This window comes from Lactococcus sp. dk101 (genome assembly GCF_009601055.1).
GTDB lineage: Bacteria > Bacillota > Bacilli > Lactobacillales > Streptococcaceae > Lactococcus.
Genome location: NZ_WITI01000001.1, coordinates 355,234 through 371,670, shown reverse-complemented (window position 1 = coordinate 371,670; position 16,437 = coordinate 355,234). Strand labels below are relative to the sequence as shown.

The window sequence follows — 16,437 nt, the reverse complement described above, 5'->3', positions numbered from 1 at the left end:
ACAAAAACGACTTCGAATGAAGTCGCTCGTATTGAAACTTGGATGAATCACTATCCAAGAAAAATGTTCAAGTATCAGACACCTTTTCAGATGTTACAGGGTGGCTAGATTAAATTTGCAATTTGCCATTTATTTTTTTAAACTTGCCTTATCAATTTAATATGCTTCTATTTTTTGACAAAAAAAGCCCTGTCAGTACTGACAGGACTCTTTTATTCATTATTATTTGCTTTCTTCGAAGTCGCCATCAAAAGTATTGTCATCTTTTGGAGCATCTTGAGCTTGTTCAGCGCCGCCAGCAGCTTCTTGAGCAGCATTTGCTTGTTCGTAAAGTTTAACAGCAAGGTTTTGAGCGATTTCAGAAAGTTCTTCTGATTTCTTCTTGATGTCTTCAGTGTCGTCGCCTTCAAGTGCTTTCTTCAATGCTTCTTTAGCATCTTCAGCTTTCTTGATTTCAGCTTCGTCAACTTTACCTTCAAGGTCTTTCATTGTTTTTTCTGTTTGGAAAACAAGGGCATCAGCGTTGTTACGAACGTCAACTTCTTCTTTACGTTTTGCATCTGCTTCAGCATTGGCTTCAGCATCTTGTTTCATTTTTTCGATTTCTTCTTCAGACAAGCCAGAGTTAGATTTGATAACGATGGTTTGTTCTTTTTGAGTTCCCATGTCTTTAGCTTTAACAGAAACGATACCATTTTTGTCAATGTCAAATGTTACTTCGATTTGTGGGATTCCGCGTGGTGCTGCTGGAATATCAGAAAGTTGGAAACGTCCTAAAGTCTTGTTGTCTGCTGCCATTGGGCGTTCTCCTTGGAGGACGTGAATGTCAACGGCTGGTTGATTGTCAGCGGCAGTTGAAAAGACTTGTGATTTAGAAGTTGGGATTGTTGTGTTACGGTCAATCAATTTCGTGAAGACCCCACCCATTGTTTCGATACCAAGTGACAATGGTGTTACGTCAAGGAGGACAACGTCATGAACGTCACCAGTAATGACACCACCTTGAATTGCAGCACCCATGGCTACAACTTCGTCAGGGTTAACTGATTTGTTAGGTTCTTTACCAGTTTCTTTGCGAACAAGTTCAACAACAGCTGGGATACGTGTTGATCCACCAACAAGCAAAACTTCATCAAGATCTGATGCTGAAAGTCCAGCGTCAGAAAGCGCTTGACGTACTGGTTGACGTGTTGCTTCAACAAGTGAAAGTGTCAATTCGTCGAATTTAGCTTTTGTCAAAGTCAATTCCAAGTGAAGAGGTCCTGCGCTACCAGCTGTAATAAATGGAAGTGAGATGTTTGTAGATGAAACGCCTGAAAGGTCTTTCTTCGCTTTTTCAGCAGCATCTTTCAAACGTTGCAAAGCCATTTTATCTTGGGCAAGGTCAATGCCGTTTTCTTTCTTGAATTCAGCAACCATCCAGTCAATGATGACTTGGTCAAAGTTATCCCCACCGAGTTTGTTGTTACCAGCAGTTGACAATACATCGAAGACACCATCGCCAAGTTCAAGGATTGATACGTCAAATGTACCACCACCAAGGTCATAAACCATGATTTTTTCTTCTTTGTCTGTTTTGTCAAGGCCATAAGCAAGCGCTGCGGCTGTTGGTTCGTTGACGATACGTTCTACTTCGAGACCTGCAATTTTACCTGCGTCTTTAGTTGCTTGACGTTGTGCGTCATTGAAGTAAGCAGGAACGGTGATAACTGCTTTGTCAACTTTTTCACCAAGGTAAGCTTCCGCTGTCGCTTTCAAGTTTTGAAGAATCATTGCAGAGATTTCTTGTGGTGTATATTCTTTTCCGTTTGCAGAAACTTTAGCAGGTGTACCCATTTTTGATTTGATTGAAAGAATCGTATCTGGATTTGTTACTGCTTGACGTTTTGCTGCATCACCAACGATGATTTCGCCATTTTTGAAGGCAACAACTGAAGGTGTTGTACGGTTTCCTTCTGGATTTGCGATGATTTTTGATTCAGCTCCTTCAAGAACTGCAACTGCTGAGTTTGTTGTACCTAAGTCAATACCGATAATTTTAGACATATTATTTTTCCTTTTCTTCTTTTATTTGAGAAATTAATCTCTGTTGGCGCTCATGCCTTTTGCTCTTGGTGCTTTAGCAACTATGCAAACGGACAAATTTTTTATGCGCGTTTTTTTATTTTTCATAGTTTAATGACATTTCGGTCAAATTATTTTCATTTTGTTAAGTCGAGGGTCATGTTATACCATGTTTCCCCGCCATGTGTCGAAGCTGCAACACCTTCATTCTGATAGCCATGTGCCTGATAGAATGGAATCAAACGTTCTAAACAAGTCAATGAGATCAGTTGGCGCTTGTCTTTTTTTGCTTGATACTCAAGAGCCTCAAGTAATTGGCTTGCAAAGCCTCTTTTTTGTGCAAATGGAGCTGTTGCTAAACTTAAAATAGTTTGCGTGCCATCTTCTGGCTTATTTGGGACAACTTGATCAAACAAGGCATCATCAATATAGCGTTCATGATAGGCTGGTCCCACAATGTAGCCGAGAACTTGGTCATCCTCATGTGCCACAAGAAAAGTGTCAGGGATTTTTTCAATTCTTTCTTGCATGGCAGCAGGACTTGCTGCTTCTGCTGGAGAAAACCCTTGATTTTCGATGGCCATAATGGCTGTCAGCTCTGAGCTTTTGGCCGGGCTAATTTCGATCATTGAGCAACAACGACCATTGCTGGACGAAGCAAACGTTCGTGAAGTTGATATCCTTTTTGGAAGACTTGAACGATACTGTCAGCGGGATGTTCTTCGTCAGCTGGGACAGTTTGAACGGCCATGTGGAAGTTGTGGTCGAAGTTTTCTGTTGCAACTTCTTCAATTCCTTCTTCTTTAAGTCCTGCGAGAAGACTTTCTTGAACCATTTCAAGTCCTTTTTTGACATCTTCTGTCAATCCTTCAACGGCAAGCGCACGTTCCAAATTGTCAAGCGATGGAAAAATTTTCTTTGCCAAATCTTGTGAACGATATTTGACCAAAGTCAAACGTTCTTCATTGGCACGGCGTTGAATGTTTTGCATTTCTGCATTGACACGAAGGTATTTGTCTTCAAATTCTTTTGCCAAATTTTGAGCTTCAACAAGTTCTGAAACTTCGTCTTCAACAATGCCTTCAAGTGCTTCTTCAGTTAAATCTTCAGCAACATCAACAACTTCTTCATTGCCAACAGCTTCGTTCTTAACTTCTTCTTTCATTTCTTCGGACATAGTCCCCCCTTTTTTAAATGGATTTTTTATCATCTTTCATCTTCTCTCATGTTCTAATTTCGTAGTGATTGCCGTCAAGATAACGGTAATAATCTGCCAATTTGATGGTTAAGACTTTTGCCACCAAATCGAGTACTGAAAGAATTTGACGGTAGTCCATTTCAACTGGACCAATCAAAGTCAAAGTTCCAAGTCCTCTGTAAGGAATGACAAATTTTTGATTGAGAATGGTGAAATTTTTGAGAAAATCTTTTTTATTAAATTCGACTGACCGCATTTCGTCATTGTCTGTGATTTCTCTAATTTCTTGAACCATGAGTTTATCATTGGTTAGAAGTTTGTAGAGTTCAGAGAGATTTTCTGTCGTGTAGTCAAAGAGATTTTGACGCCCACCAGAAATCAATCGTTCTTCAAACAAATCTGAAAAGACAGTATCGAAAAGTTGAAGCACATCAGTCGTTACTTTAAAGTAGCGCTGAACGATTTGAGGAATTTCAGTCCGTAAAGTATAATGAATATCCAATACTTTTTTTCCAACCAGCCGGTCTTTGACCAGCTTTGAAAAGGTCTGCAAGTCCATCTCGGTCATGCTTTTAGGTAACGAGAACTGATTGGTTCGAACTTCGCCTGTACCAAGTGTCACCACTGACAAGACGGAGTGACTATCCAATAAGACCAACTCAAAGGACGCTAACATCTGATCACGTTGTGGAATATTTAGGACAAAGCCTGTCAATCCTGTCAGCGTTGACAAAGTATCTGCTGCGGTCTGAAAAAGATCGGTCAGCCGATAAAATTCGCCATCAAATGCTTTCATCACATGAAAAAGGTCATTTTGGCTAAATTCCTCAAGGGTCAAAACATTTTCTACAAAATATTTATAGCCCAAGATACTTGGAATTCGTCCACTTGACGTATGCTCTTTTTGAATGAAGCCCAATTCTTCAAGTGTTTTCATATCGTTACGAATGGTGGCACTTGACGCATGAATTTCATCCAGCAAAGCTTTGGAACCAATAGGATTTCGTTCTTTCGAATAAAGTGAGACAATTAAATTTAATATTTGTCTTTGACGGTCTGTAATCAATGACTGCCCTCACTTTCCATTGATTTTCTTTTTCAATTAGCACTCTATTTCCTTAAGTGCTAAAATTATTATATCGCTTTTTTTTTCGCCTGTCAAGCAAATTAGCACAAAAAATTAGCACTCTTTTGTTTAGAGTGCTAATTTTCTTATAAAAGCCCCAATTGACGGGAGTTTTGCCAGATATTTAAGAGGGAAACAATGAGAACAGCCACCATAAATCCCTCTTGAAGACCGATTGTTTTATTAAAATAAAGAAATGCGAAATCCGCCAAGACAAAAAGGCCGATACACTCCAAAAGAACAAAGCTAAATCGCCAGAACCTCACCAAAAGACCAATCACAATCACCAGAAGGGCGATAAAAACGAGGTTACGCCAGTTGGTCAAACTTTGCGTATTATTATAGTAAATAAAGGAAAGATTGGTAAACAACTGTTTTAAAAAACTGGAAAAAAAGTTGGGATAAACCATCAAATAATGGAGAAGTTCACTGACTGCATAAAAAAATAGGGCCACATTGACATATAAAATCAGCCAAGACTGGCTGAATATATTTTTAAACTTTGATTTCATTCTTTTATTATAATCTTATTTTGGGAGATTTGCCATGATTTTTCGACCTGTTTCACGGTAGGACAAGTCGCCAACTTTTCCGACAGTAAAGTGTCCGTCAGCATAAGTCAAATGCGTGACAGAGCCATTTTCAAGTCCTCTTGGACGTGGTTGGTCAGGCTCAAGCAGTTTGACAAAAGTGCCAATGGTCATGCCATGACTGACAATGACAATATTTTTTGCGTCTAAACGCTCAGCTTCTTTGGCAATGTCGTTAAAACCAGTCAAAATACGACCTGAAAGTTGTTCCCAAGTCTCTGCCCAGCCTGCCGTATCTACTTCATAAATGGCTTGTGCAATTGCCTCATAAGATTTCATCTGGCCGTCTTGACCTTTTTCGACGAAAATGCGAGGTAAAACACCGTCAAACAAGTCCCCGTCATAACCGCCATCAAAGCTACCAAAACACCATTCGCGAATGCGTTTATCGTACTGATAAGGAATGCCTTCATTGTCTGAATGACTCAAGATGAAGCCCATTGTTTGAATGGTGCGACCAGAGTCAGACGAATAAGCCCGATCAAATTTAATGCTTTCTGCTTTAAATCCCAGACCAAGCTCAGTGACACCAATTTCACCTTCTTTTGTCAAAGGTGTATCTGACCAGCCTTGCGCCCGACCAATCGTGTTAAACATTGTTTTTCCATGTCGCACTAAATAAATATTAACCATAATGACCTCTTCTTCATTTTATTCTCTCTTTATTATAGCAATTATTTCTTAAAAAAGTAATCATCTTGAAAGCCTTTTCCTTTTTTGAGTAAAATTTCTAAACCATTTCTTTGACAATCCGCTACAATCCCTGTAAAATAAGAGAATAAAATTTATTTACACATGAGGATACACGTAGTGCTTAGCACGTAAATCTGCAACGGAACATGATTATGCTTTCCGTACAGACTTTCGGGCTAACAAATCTGCGTGTTTTTTTCTGTCTTTAGGAGGACATTTTGCCAAAAAACAATTTTCAAACACTCGTTTTCACTTTTATCACAGTCTTTTTCACCGTTCTTGCATTCGTTTTCTACAGCGTGTATGTCATCAATGGCAGTTCTGCCATGACCATCACGCATACTTCTTCTGTTCTAGCTGCCATTCATGCTCAAGGTGGACTCTATATGTTTGGGACTTTCCTACCGATTTGGGCAGTTATTGTCATTGAAATTATTTTCGCCTTTACTTTAGAAGTTGCCTTCGTCGGGAAATATGCTTTAAAACGCACCATGCAGCTGGCTCAACCTGAAAGTTCGCACCCGCTTTTAGTTCAAACCACCATGATTTTTGTGACAGTCAGTCTGATGTGTCCTGCCATGAGTTTTATTGCGGCCTGGTCTTTTTATCCTTATCAAGATGGCTTTAACTTTTTGACTTTACTTGCCAACTGGCTCAAGCTCATTTGTTATAATCTTCCCTTTGCATTTTTTGCACAACTTTTCTTCATTCAACCTTTGGTCAAAAAAATATTTTCTTTCCTCTTCAGAGAAAAGAAAGCTGCGACGCGTCAAGTCGCTTGATGATGGGCTTGTCAGTAGTGACAAGTTTTTCTTTTGTCAAATAAATTGTTGTCAGTTATGATTTCCAGTAAAAACAAGCGTTTTCAGATATAATCTGTTATAATTTGGTCATGAACTTTAAAACTTTTCTTAATTTCACCCGCATTCAAACTTTGCCGGTGGCCTTATTATCGCCTTTTGCTGGAATTATGTTTTCGCTTTGGTATTTCAAGAGTTTTCATTTATTAGCCACGCTTTTATTTTTGGTCGGACTTGCTGCCATCAATCTTTTCGTCAGTGCATGGAATAATTTGATGGATTATTACAAGGCATTAGATCCTGAATATAAAACGCGCGAAAATATCATTTCCAATCGTAACATCAATCCAAAACTCGCTTTCACGATTTGTATGATCCTTTTGGGGATTGACATTATCGTTGGGATTATTGTGCTTTTCTTAACCAATTTAGCCATTTTACCTATCGGTGGGCTTTGTTTTTTGGTTGCCATTTTTTATACATTTGGGCCTTTTGCTTTCAGTCGCTTCCCTTTGGGCGAAATTTTAGCAGGCCTATGTGAAGGCTTTTTCGGATTTTTCCTAGCTGTTTACATCAATTCATTTGATAAGGGTTATTTTTTCATCAGCTTTGACGGCTGGGTCATGAATTGGAGATGGGATTTGGGGATTTTAATCCCGATTGCCATAGTTGGCATGATGTGTTTCTTCCAGAACTTCAACGTCATGTTATCTGATAACATCTGTGACTTGGATCAGGACATTCGAAATGGTCGTTATACCTTGCCTTTTTATTTAACTGTGCCATGGTCACTAAAATTATATACCGTCATGTATATCTTCCCTGGACTCTGCATCTTGATTGCTTTTGCCTTTGGCATCTTACCCTTGTCGTCAGCGCTGATGGTCTTAATCATTCCATTTATCTACCGCAACATGAAAAAATTCTTAGCCAAACAGGTCAAATCAGAAACTTTCCATTATCAAATCGAAAATTTAATCTTATACAACGGCTCGCTTGCATTGTCGCTTCTCATCGGCATACTCATTCGCGCTTGGCATTAAAAAAAGACCTTTCGGTCTTTTTATTTTTCCAGTTGGAAATTCATCACGACGGGTTGATGGTCGGATGATTTAAACTCATTGTCAATGGTTTTTACTGATAGATCTTTGATATTGCTTGAGACCAAATAGCCGTCAATGATACCAAAAATATTTTGAGGTGACTTCTGATCATAAGGATGATCAAGTGAGCGAACCGTCGGTGCATTTGTTGGCGCAACCACGCGCATGCCCTTGGTCAAATCTTCTGTCGGAAATGTCTTCATCCATGTCAGTTCGTTATGTGCCTCTCCTGCCAAAGCATGATTATAATCAGCTCCACAAATCACATAATCGCCTGCATCAACGTATTTTTGCATGGCTTTAAACAGCGTCAAAAGTTGATTGCGTTGAATTTTTTGGTCTTTGATAAAGGCTGAAAGATGCGTATTAAAGATGACAAATTTCTTGTTCGAATTTTTAATAGGTAACTCACTCACACTAAAGGCACGATCCAAATCAAAGAACTTATTAAAATTCGTCTCCATCGGCAGTTGATAACGCGTTGCCTTGTTGATTTCGTATTTTGAGTAAGTTAAAATCCCTGATTTTGCTTTTCCAATCGGATCTGTCACAGGATAAAAGAGATAGGCTGAGTCGTAATTTTGTGTCAGCACTGACCCGTATTCAGGGAGTGCATTTCTGACCATTTGAGGTTCATTGACCTGACGTGAACGGTCGCCTTCCCAGTCAATTTCTTGGATATTTCCGAAATCAGGATTTTCCTTCTTGATGAGACGAATATCTTCATTGATAGCAGATTCTACCGATGCTTTTGAATAAGCACGCACGTCTGGCCCGCCGTCCATAAAGAAACTAAAGCTAGGTGGATATGAGCCGTAGCCAATATTGAAGGTCATCATTTTATAAGATTTACCTAACTCAACTTGTGTTGTTTGATTGTTGTCAACCGTCTGTTTGACATTATCTGGTATCCGATGATATTGAGCATAAGCATAAATGACATAAGCTACAACCACTAAAAGCAATACGCCAACCAGTCCTCCTACGACTTTGGCTGTTGTTTTCCAAAACTTTTTCATTTTTTCTCCAAAATTTATATAGATGAATGGATTAAATCAACCACTTCTTCCGTTTTTCTAACCAATCCCAAGCGACCAAAAATATGCTTGACAATGGCATGATGAAGGTCACCATTAAAGTCTGTCATGGCATCTTCAACAGCAATAACCTGATAATCAGCCTGATAGGCTTCTCTAGCCGTAGTATCACATCCAATACTCGTCGCTACTCCAGTCAACAAAATGGTATCAATCCCGCGTCTTCTGAGTTGCACATCTAAATCCGTACCATAAAATGCGCCCCAGTTGTGTTTCTTGACATGAATGACATTTTTGGCAGCTTTATCTTGAGCAATCGGCAAGATGAAATGACTAAAATCATCTGGTACATCTGCCTGTGACAAGGGACCATTTTCTGTCAGTGCTTGCAAGCGTTCTGGGCCATAATTTTCGACATGAACGCAGACAATCAACGCTTCTGTGTCTTGCAGATGATTGACAAGCCTTTGATTTTTCTCCAACACTTCTTGGCTTGAATAAGGAGCCAGATGGGGATTAAGTGCAATACCTTTTTGTAAATCAATCATGACGAGTGCTGTTTTTTTAAGATTTAATGCATCTAACATGCGTTTCTTCTTTCACATTTTTTATCCTGTATTACTCATAAAATCTGGACGATTTTAAAATTAAATTCGTCTAAATCTCTAAATATCATAACTTATTTTTGGTCAAATGTCAGCTCTTAACCTCAAAATTTTATTGACGAAACATTAGCCTCTTGTTTTGATGGTATAAGGATGAGCCGTTTTCTTTTTCGCTTGTCCTTTGGATTTAGCTTTCACTTGCTCAGTAGGCTTTTTAGACTTGTTTTTAGGATTGAAGTCTGTCGTTTGTTTTTGATGATTATTTTTCTTTTTTTGGTTCAATGGCTTTTGTTTTTTGTCCATTGGTTTTTTACGTTTGTCTGATGATGCTTTTTCAGGACGAGCTTGTTTGTCTTGTTTGTCTTTCTTGTCGTCTGATTTGGGGCGGCGGCGTGATTTTCCTTTTGATTTGGCTGCTTTTTCAATCACGTCAAAGTCACTTGGCAAATATTCAAAGTCAATATCGCCAGTCAGCTTGTCAGCTCTGACAAGTTTCACTTTGATCGGTTGACCAATGCGAAAGACCTTGCCAGAACGTTCACCAACCAGTGTCAAGCTTCGTTCTTGATATGTCATATAATCATTTTTAATGGTCGAAATATGAACCAAACCTTCGATAGTATTGTCAAGTTCGACAAACATACCAAAACGAGTCACTGAAGCGACAGTAGCGTCGAATTCTTCGTCCACGTGCGTTGACATGAATTCAGCTTTCTTCATTTTTTCAACTTCACGCTCAGCATCAACAGCACGGCGTTCACGATTGCTGGTGTGTTGAGCCATTTCAGGAATGCGTTCTTCCCATTTTTCAATGTCTTTTGATGTTGGATGCGCCATTACTCGAATGAGACGATGAACCAACAAGTCAGGATAACGACGGATAGGCGATGTAAAGTGGGTATAATTGTCAGCAGCAAGTCCAAAGTGACCAGCATTATTTTCTGAATATTTGGCTTGTTGCATTGAACGCAACAACATGGTTGAAAGCACCATTTCGCCCGGTTTTCCTTTAGCTTTGTTCAAGAAATCTTGCAAGGCCGTTTGCGTCATGTGTTGTGCAGTTCCCGAAATTTTCATGCCAAATGTTGAAGCAAAATCGATGAAGCGTTGCAAACGGTCTTCTTTGGGATGTTCGTGAATACGATAAATGAAAGGCAGTTGGCGTTTTTCAAAATCAGACGCAACTGTTTCATTGGCAGCCAGCATAAAGGACTCAATCATGCGTTCTGCTGTTCCACGTGTGCGTTTGCGAATGTCAACAGGTAATCCCTTTTCATCAACGATGATTTTTGCTTCTACCGTATCAAAATTGATAGCACCACGTTTCTGACGCATTTTTTCAAGAATGCCGTGTAATTCGGTCATGATTTCAACAGATTCCGCAATCGCTGCATATTTTGTCAGCGCTGACGGATCTTTTGCAATCATCAAATTGACATCATCATAAGTCATGCGTTCCGTTGTTTTAATCATGGATTGTGAAATCTGATAATTAACGACTTTTCCTTGTGGTGTGATTTCCATAACACAAGATTGTGTCAAACGATTGACTCTTGGATTGAGCGAACAAATCCCATTTGACAGGCGTTCAGGCAGCATTGGAACAACACGGTCGGTCACATATACTGACGTTGCACGCTCATATGCTTCGCGGTCAAGACTTGAACCTTCTGTCACATAATGCGAAACATCAGCGATATGGACACCCAACTCAAAATTACCATTTTCAAGGCGTTTAGCATGAACGGCATCGTCCAAATCTTTTGCATCTGCGCCATCAATCGTAAAGGTAATTTCATTCCGATAATCCACACGACCAGCCACATCACTGTCTAGCACCTCAGAAGGCACACGATTGGCTTCGTCAATGACATCTTTTGGAAATTCTGAACGAATATCCATTGAGGCAAGGATTTCTAAAACATCAATGCCAGCGTCGGTGTCTTGACCAACAATTTCAGTGATGGCCCCACGCATTGTTTCTGGAAATTCAGCAGACGGGCATTGTGTGATTTCCACACGAACCACTGCTTTGTCCTCAGCTTTGATGCCGTCAGCGCTGACAAGAACCTGATAAGGTAACTTTTTGTTTCGTGATTTGACAAAACCGAGTCCCCCTTTTTCTTTGGCTTCCTTTTTGCTGAATTGGTGGTAAAGTCCAACAACTTGATGAATTTGGTGTTGCAAGATTTGCACAACATGACCCTCAGCACTTTGTGCTTTCAGTGGGTTGCCATTTTTGGTCAATTCAATCTCAACTTCATCGCCGTCAAGTGCAAATTTTGTCTTGCCTTTGGCAATAAAGACATCGTCTTCTTCTGCATCAATGGTCACAAAACCAAACCCATTCGCATTGGCATGGAAAATTCCAGATACCAAGGCTTTGGGCTGATTTTTAGGTGCTTGCGTTGCTTGGATTTTTCCCTCATCTGTAAAATGAAGTTTCCCTTCACCGTCAAGCATGGCCAGTGTTTTAACCATTTCTTTAAAATCTTTTGCTTGTTTTACTTTCAATTCCAGCGCTAACGCTTCTATTGAAAAGCGGTCTTCTGGGTGATTTTTTAATAATTCAATAATTTTTTCTTTAATTGTCATTTTTCCTCTTACTTTTAGTTTAATTTTTTATATTATTTTTCCTTAAAAAAATAATAACGGGCTATATCAGCCCGTATTTTATTTCGTTGATAAGACAACCAGTACAAATCCAATCACGAGCCATAAGCCAATCATGATTGCAGTGAAGCGTTGCATGATCGCTTCAAATCCTCTAGCTTTTCTTCGTTCAAAGAGTTCGCCAGAGCCACCTGAAAACGCGTCTGCCGCACCATCTTGTTTCGATGGTTGCATAAAGATAGATACTACAATTAAAACTGACACAATCAACATCACAACAATAAGTGCATCGTATATTACTTTTTCCATACTATCATCAAGAGCTTACGCTCTTCCCTTCTCATCTCAAAATACGTTGACTCTATTGTATCATAAAACCTGGCGAATTGATAGATTTGTCATATTTTTTTTAATATTTTATCTCTTTGTTAGTCCAATTCAGCAACATACTTGTATGCTTCTTGGGCAGCTTGTGCACCATCGCCAACCGCTGTTGTGATTTGGCGGAAGTCTTTTTGACGAACATCACCAACGGCAAATACGCCAGGAAGTGTTGTTCTCATGTGGTCATCAGTAATGACCCAACCTGCTTCATCAGTAATGCCAAGATCTGTCGCGAATTCTGCAACAGGGTCAAGACCAACATAGATAAAGACACCACCAAATGCTGCTTCTGTTGTTTCGCCAGTTTTGACATTTTTATAAACGACAGAAGTAACTTTACGGTCATCACCTTTGATTTCTTCAACGGTTGAGTCCCAAATAAATTTAATCTTGTCATTTTTAAAAGCACGTTCTTGAATAATCTTTTGTGCACGGAGTTGATCACGACGGTGCATAATCGTAACCGTTTGACCAAAACGTGTCAAATAGAGCGCTTCTTCAACTGCTGAATCTCCACCACCGACAACTAAAATATCTTGGCTGCGGAAAAATGCACCATCACAAACGGCACAGTATGAAACGCCACGCGCCCCAAATTCTTCTTCTCCAGGTACACCGAGTTTACGATGATTTGCCCCTGTCGCAATAATGATTGACTTGCTGTCAAAACGGTCATCTTCAGTTACAACGGTCTTGTATGTCCCGTGATCTTCAATAGCAGTCACGAAGCCATAAGCATTTTCCACGCCAAGATTTTCGAGCGGTTCAGCCATTTTCATGGATAATTCAGGACCCATAATGGTCCCATATCCAGGATAATTTTCAACTTCAGCCGTATTGTTCATTTGGCCACCAGGAACGCCACGTTCCAAAAGTAAGGTTTTCATTTCTGAGCGAGCGGTGTACATGGCAGCTGTCATTCCAGCAGGTCCAGAACCAATAATAATTACATCATATTGTTTTTCAGTCACTTGAGTCCCTCATTTGTTTCTAATTTTTATTAATTACAATTGTAAACTTTATAAATTGTTTTTTCCACTAATTTGCTTGTCTAATACTGTTTAACTTCTAAAAATATCATTTAGAAATTGCTTCGCTGTCGATGCTCTCTAAACGAACAAGTTCGTTAGTCGCAATCGCAAAGTTTGCATAAACGCATAAAAGATTTGTCCGTTTGCTTGCCATTTGGCGTTATCGCTTTAGCGATTTACAGCCAATGGACATGCGTAGCTAGCGACTAAAGTCACAAGAGCAAACCGCAAACCGATTCTTGCGCATAAAAGATTTGTCCGTTTGCTTAGTTGCTAAAGCAACAAGAGCAAAAGGCTCGCGCAAGGCAGTATATTTGCAGTTGCCATTTGGCGTTATCGTTTCAGCGATTTACAGCCAATGGACAGCGTAGCAATCTACTAAAAGTTGCCACTTTTAGAGGTTAACTAGTATAAGCTGATTTCTTAGAGTGCGCGGGTTTTAAGAATCACCAAAATGCCTAAAAAGGCAAAACTCAAGACAGGAATCGTTAAAAGATTGATTAAAATCAAATCAAAGATTCGATTTCGAATCACTGTCCGTGATTTATCTTGATTTCTGACCAGATATGCCAGTGCATATATCAGACTCAAAACCAGCATTAACAAGAACGAAATCAACAGTCCTTGCAGGTAGAGTTGGAGTACCATACTAAATTTCCTCGCTTTTTGCTAAGCTTTTTCAAATTCTCTCTTTATTATACAAGATTTTTATCTTTTTTTCCTCTTTCGTTCATTTTATACGGAAAACAAAAAAATAGCCATTGGCTATTTTCATTTTATTTTTCATTAAAACTCTAGTGCATAATCTGGAGTGAGTTCATCAAATGAGCTGATGGCTACCACTTCTCCTGCTTGTGGAGCATGGATAAATTGACCATTGCCAAGATAAATTCCCACATGACTACCGCCTAAAAAGACGAGGACATCACCAACTTTTGCTTGGCTTGTTGCCACATGCTTGCCATTGGCGATTTGATTGGTTGACGTTCTACCGATTTCTTTATTTAAAACATGACGGTAAACATAACTCGTTAAGCCTGAACAATCAAATCCACTTGGGCTTGAGCCGCCCCATACATAAGGAACACCCAAAAACTTCTTGGCATACTGTGTGATTTGTTCAGCTTCACTCACTTTTTTAACAGCTTGCGCTTTGGCTTCTTCTGCCTTAGCTTGTGCTGTTTTTTCGTTAGCAAGCGTTGTAACTGTTGTGTTCATTGTCTTTGTCAAAAGGTCGAGAGATTGGTTAACCTCTGTCAGCTCTGACAAGACACTGAGTTGTGTTGTGTCAACCTCAATTTGGTCAGCTTTTGCCGTTTTTGTCGTTGAAAATGTGACAAAACTTGCGACGAGGGCTGTTGCGATAATTGTTTTCTTTAACATACTTTTCAGTATAACATAAAAAAACCGCATTTCAAACGGTTTTACTGACTTTTAATATTTTAATCTTTTGTAAACTAATTTTTATTCAGGAAAATATTTTCGTAACTTTGTGATGATTTCCTATTAAAAGAGGCCTCTCACTTTTCCCTCATTTGTAACGTCCATTTTTAATGCAGCAGGTGCTTTAGGAAGGCCAGGCATAGTCATAATGTCACCCAGCAAAGCCACAATAAAGCCTGCGCCGATTTTTGGAATCAGTTCTCGAACCGTCACTTCAAAGCCTTCCGGCGCACCCAATAATTTTGGATTATCTGAAAATGAATATTGAGTCTTGGCAATACAGATTGGAAGCTCATTCCAATGATTTTCTTTTATTTCTCTCATTTGACGAAGGGCTTTTGCACTATAATTGACCTTGCTCCCACCATAAACTTTTGTTACCAATTTGTCAATTTTGGCTTCAACACTGTCCTCAAGGGCGTATAAATAGTGAAAATCAGAATTATTTTGTAACATTGGAAGCAACTTTTCTGCTAAGTCAACGCCACCTTTTCCGCCTTTTTCAAAGACCTGACAGAGCGAAATTGGAACTCCCAATGCTTCTGTCAGCGCTGACAAGGTTTCAATTTCATCTTGCGTATCTGATTCAAATTGATTGAGCGCTACAATGACAGGTCTGCCATAAGACTGCATGTTTTTGATGTGTCGCTCCAGATTAACAAAACCGGCCTTGAGCGCCTCAATATTTTCTTCTTTAAGATTATTCTTATCCAGTCCACCATGCATTTTCAGCGCACGAACCGTGGCCACAATGACAATGGCGTCAGGCGTACGTCCGAGCTGACGGGTTTTAATATCTAGGAATTTTTCACCTCCCAAATCAGCACCAAAACCAGCCTCAGTGATGACTAAATCAGACAACTTGAGTGCCATTTGCGTCGCCAAAACCGAATTACAACCATGTGCGATATTGGCAAATGGGCCGCCATGAACAACCGCTGGCGTTCCTTCAATGGTCTGAACCAGATTAGGTTTCAAGGCATCTTTCAATAAAAGCGTGATGGCACCCGCAACGCCCAAATCGCCGACGCAAATCGGCTGACGGTCATAGCTGTCAGCAATGACAATGCGTGAAATTCGATTTTTCAAATCTTCTAAGGAAGTTGCCAAACAAAGAACCGCCATAATTTCACTGGCCACGGTAATATCAAAGCCATCTTCACGTGGCACGCCATTCATTGGGCCACCAAGACCAATGGTAATGTGACGCAAGGCGCGGTCATTCAGGTCTAAAACGCGTTTCCAAATCACACGACGGGGATCAATCCGAAGCGGATTGCCTTGATGAATTGAATTATCAAGAAAGGCAGCAATGGCATTATTTGCAGCGGTAATGGCATGAATATCTCCGGTAAAATGAAGATTGATGTCCTCCATTGGTAAAATCTGGGCATAACCTCCGCCAGCAGCCCCACCTTTCATGCCCATCACGGGTCCAAGCGAGGGTTCGCGTAAGGCGACCATTGCCTTGGTGCCGATTTGATTGAAGGCATCTGCGAGGCCGACTGTGACTGTAGATTTTCCTTCGCCAGCGGGTGTAGGGCTAATGGCGGTCACGAGGACCAATTTTCCATCTGTTTCATTTTTTGTTTTTTCTAAAATTTCAAGTGGTAATTTGGCTTTATATTTGCCGTAAAGTTCGATTTCATCAAATGAGAGACCGATTTTTTCGGCAATTTTTGTAATGGGTTCCATGTTTGTGGCTTGTGCAATTTCAATATCTGTTTTCATCATTTTCCTACTTCTTTTC

General features: G+C 39.8%; 17 protein-coding genes. 3 read left to right on the top strand and 14 right to left on the bottom strand.

Features of this window, described 5'->3' with window-relative positions:
* Positions 1-222: 222 nt before the first annotated feature.
* The 6 genes from dnaK to GHI45_RS01840 form a co-directional block, all read right to left on the bottom strand.
* On the bottom strand, positions 223-2,046 hold the full coding sequence (dnaK, locus tag GHI45_RS01865; protein ID WP_147779449.1) for a molecular chaperone DnaK: 1,824 nt from the start codon (positions 2,044-2,046) through the stop codon (positions 223-225).
* Between the two features lie 155 nt (positions 2,047-2,201).
* Positions 2,202-2,693, bottom strand: a complete 492-nt coding sequence (locus GHI45_RS01860; RefSeq protein WP_147779448.1) for a GNAT family N-acetyltransferase — start codon at positions 2,691-2,693, stop codon at positions 2,202-2,204.
* Entirely contained in the window at positions 2,690-3,241 is a 552-nt protein-coding gene (gene grpE / locus GHI45_RS01855; RefSeq protein WP_147779447.1) for a nucleotide exchange factor GrpE, read from the bottom strand. Before grpE ends, GHI45_RS01860 begins: the two co-directional genes overlap by 4 nt.
* A 46-nt stretch (positions 3,242-3,287) precedes the next feature.
* Entirely contained in the window at positions 3,288-4,328 is a 1,041-nt protein-coding gene (gene hrcA / locus GHI45_RS01850; RefSeq protein ID WP_147779446.1) for a heat-inducible transcriptional repressor HrcA, read from the bottom strand.
* A 146-nt stretch (positions 4,329-4,474) separates the two neighbouring features.
* Positions 4,475-4,900 (bottom strand): hypothetical protein, encoded by a 426-nt coding sequence (locus tag GHI45_RS01845; RefSeq protein ID WP_147779445.1) that lies wholly within the window; start codon positions 4,898-4,900, stop codon positions 4,475-4,477.
* A 15-nt stretch (positions 4,901-4,915) separates the two neighbouring features.
* Positions 4,916-5,611 carry a histidine phosphatase family protein gene (locus GHI45_RS01840; protein WP_147779444.1) on the bottom strand — a complete coding sequence of 232 codons (696 nt, stop codon included), beginning with the start codon at positions 5,609-5,611 and terminating at the stop codon, positions 4,916-4,918.
* 278 nt (positions 5,612-5,889) lie between these two features.
* On the opposite strand from GHI45_RS01840, the gene GHI45_RS01835 reads away from it, so the two are divergent.
* Both GHI45_RS01835 and GHI45_RS01830 read left to right on the top strand, forming a co-directional pair.
* The gene (locus GHI45_RS01835) at positions 5,890-6,453 is read left to right on the top strand and encodes a hypothetical protein (protein WP_147779443.1); all 564 of its coding nucleotides are present in this window, start codon (positions 5,890-5,892) and stop codon (positions 6,451-6,453) included.
* A 110-nt stretch (positions 6,454-6,563) separates the two neighbouring features.
* Positions 6,564-7,514 carry a UbiA family prenyltransferase gene (locus GHI45_RS01830; protein WP_147779442.1) on the top strand — a complete coding sequence of 317 codons (951 nt, stop codon included), beginning with the start codon at positions 6,564-6,566 and terminating at the stop codon, positions 7,512-7,514.
* A 20-nt stretch (positions 7,515-7,534) separates the two neighbouring features.
* On the opposite strand, the gene GHI45_RS01825 is transcribed toward GHI45_RS01830, so the two are convergent.
* The 5 genes from GHI45_RS01825 to trxB form a co-directional block, all read right to left on the bottom strand.
* Positions 7,535-8,593, bottom strand: a complete 1,059-nt coding sequence (locus GHI45_RS01825; RefSeq protein ID WP_147779441.1) for an endonuclease/exonuclease/phosphatase family protein — start codon at positions 8,591-8,593, stop codon at positions 7,535-7,537.
* Between the two features lie 14 nt (positions 8,594-8,607).
* Positions 8,608-9,198, bottom strand: coding sequence for an isochorismatase family protein (locus tag GHI45_RS01820; RefSeq protein ID WP_147779440.1), 591 nt, complete (start codon positions 9,196-9,198; stop codon positions 8,608-8,610).
* 144 nt (positions 9,199-9,342) lie between these two features.
* Entirely contained in the window at positions 9,343-11,811 is a 2,469-nt protein-coding gene (rnr, locus tag GHI45_RS01815; RefSeq protein WP_147779439.1) for a ribonuclease R, read from the bottom strand.
* A gap of 78 nt (positions 11,812-11,889) precedes the next feature.
* Entirely contained in the window at positions 11,890-12,138 is a 249-nt protein-coding gene (gene secG, locus GHI45_RS01810; protein ID WP_147779438.1) for a preprotein translocase subunit SecG, read from the bottom strand.
* A gap of 119 nt (positions 12,139-12,257) precedes the next feature.
* A complete protein-coding gene (gene trxB, locus GHI45_RS01805; protein ID WP_147779437.1) occupies positions 12,258-13,184 on the bottom strand; it encodes a thioredoxin-disulfide reductase in 927 nt (308 codons plus the stop codon).
* A gap of 299 nt (positions 13,185-13,483) precedes the next feature.
* Here trxB and GHI45_RS11480 point away from each other — a divergent pair, with 299 nt between their 5' ends.
* Positions 13,484-13,615 carry a hypothetical protein gene (locus tag GHI45_RS11480; RefSeq protein WP_255471385.1) on the top strand — a complete coding sequence of 44 codons (132 nt, stop codon included), beginning with the start codon at positions 13,484-13,486 and terminating at the stop codon, positions 13,613-13,615.
* 52 nt (positions 13,616-13,667) lie between these two features.
* Here GHI45_RS11480 and GHI45_RS01800 read toward each other — a convergent pair whose 3' ends face one another.
* The 3 genes from GHI45_RS01800 to GHI45_RS01790 form a co-directional block, all read right to left on the bottom strand.
* Positions 13,668-13,892, bottom strand: a complete 225-nt coding sequence (locus tag GHI45_RS01800; protein WP_147779436.1) for a DUF4059 family protein — start codon at positions 13,890-13,892, stop codon at positions 13,668-13,670.
* Positions 13,893-14,030: 138 nt separating this feature from the next.
* Positions 14,031-14,627, bottom strand: a complete 597-nt coding sequence (locus GHI45_RS01795) for a C40 family peptidase (RefSeq protein ID WP_147779435.1) — start codon at positions 14,625-14,627, stop codon at positions 14,031-14,033.
* Between the two features lie 123 nt (positions 14,628-14,750).
* Entirely contained in the window at positions 14,751-16,418 is a 1,668-nt protein-coding gene (locus tag GHI45_RS01790; RefSeq protein WP_147779469.1) for a formate--tetrahydrofolate ligase, read from the bottom strand.
* Between the last annotated feature and the right edge of the window lie 19 nt (positions 16,419-16,437).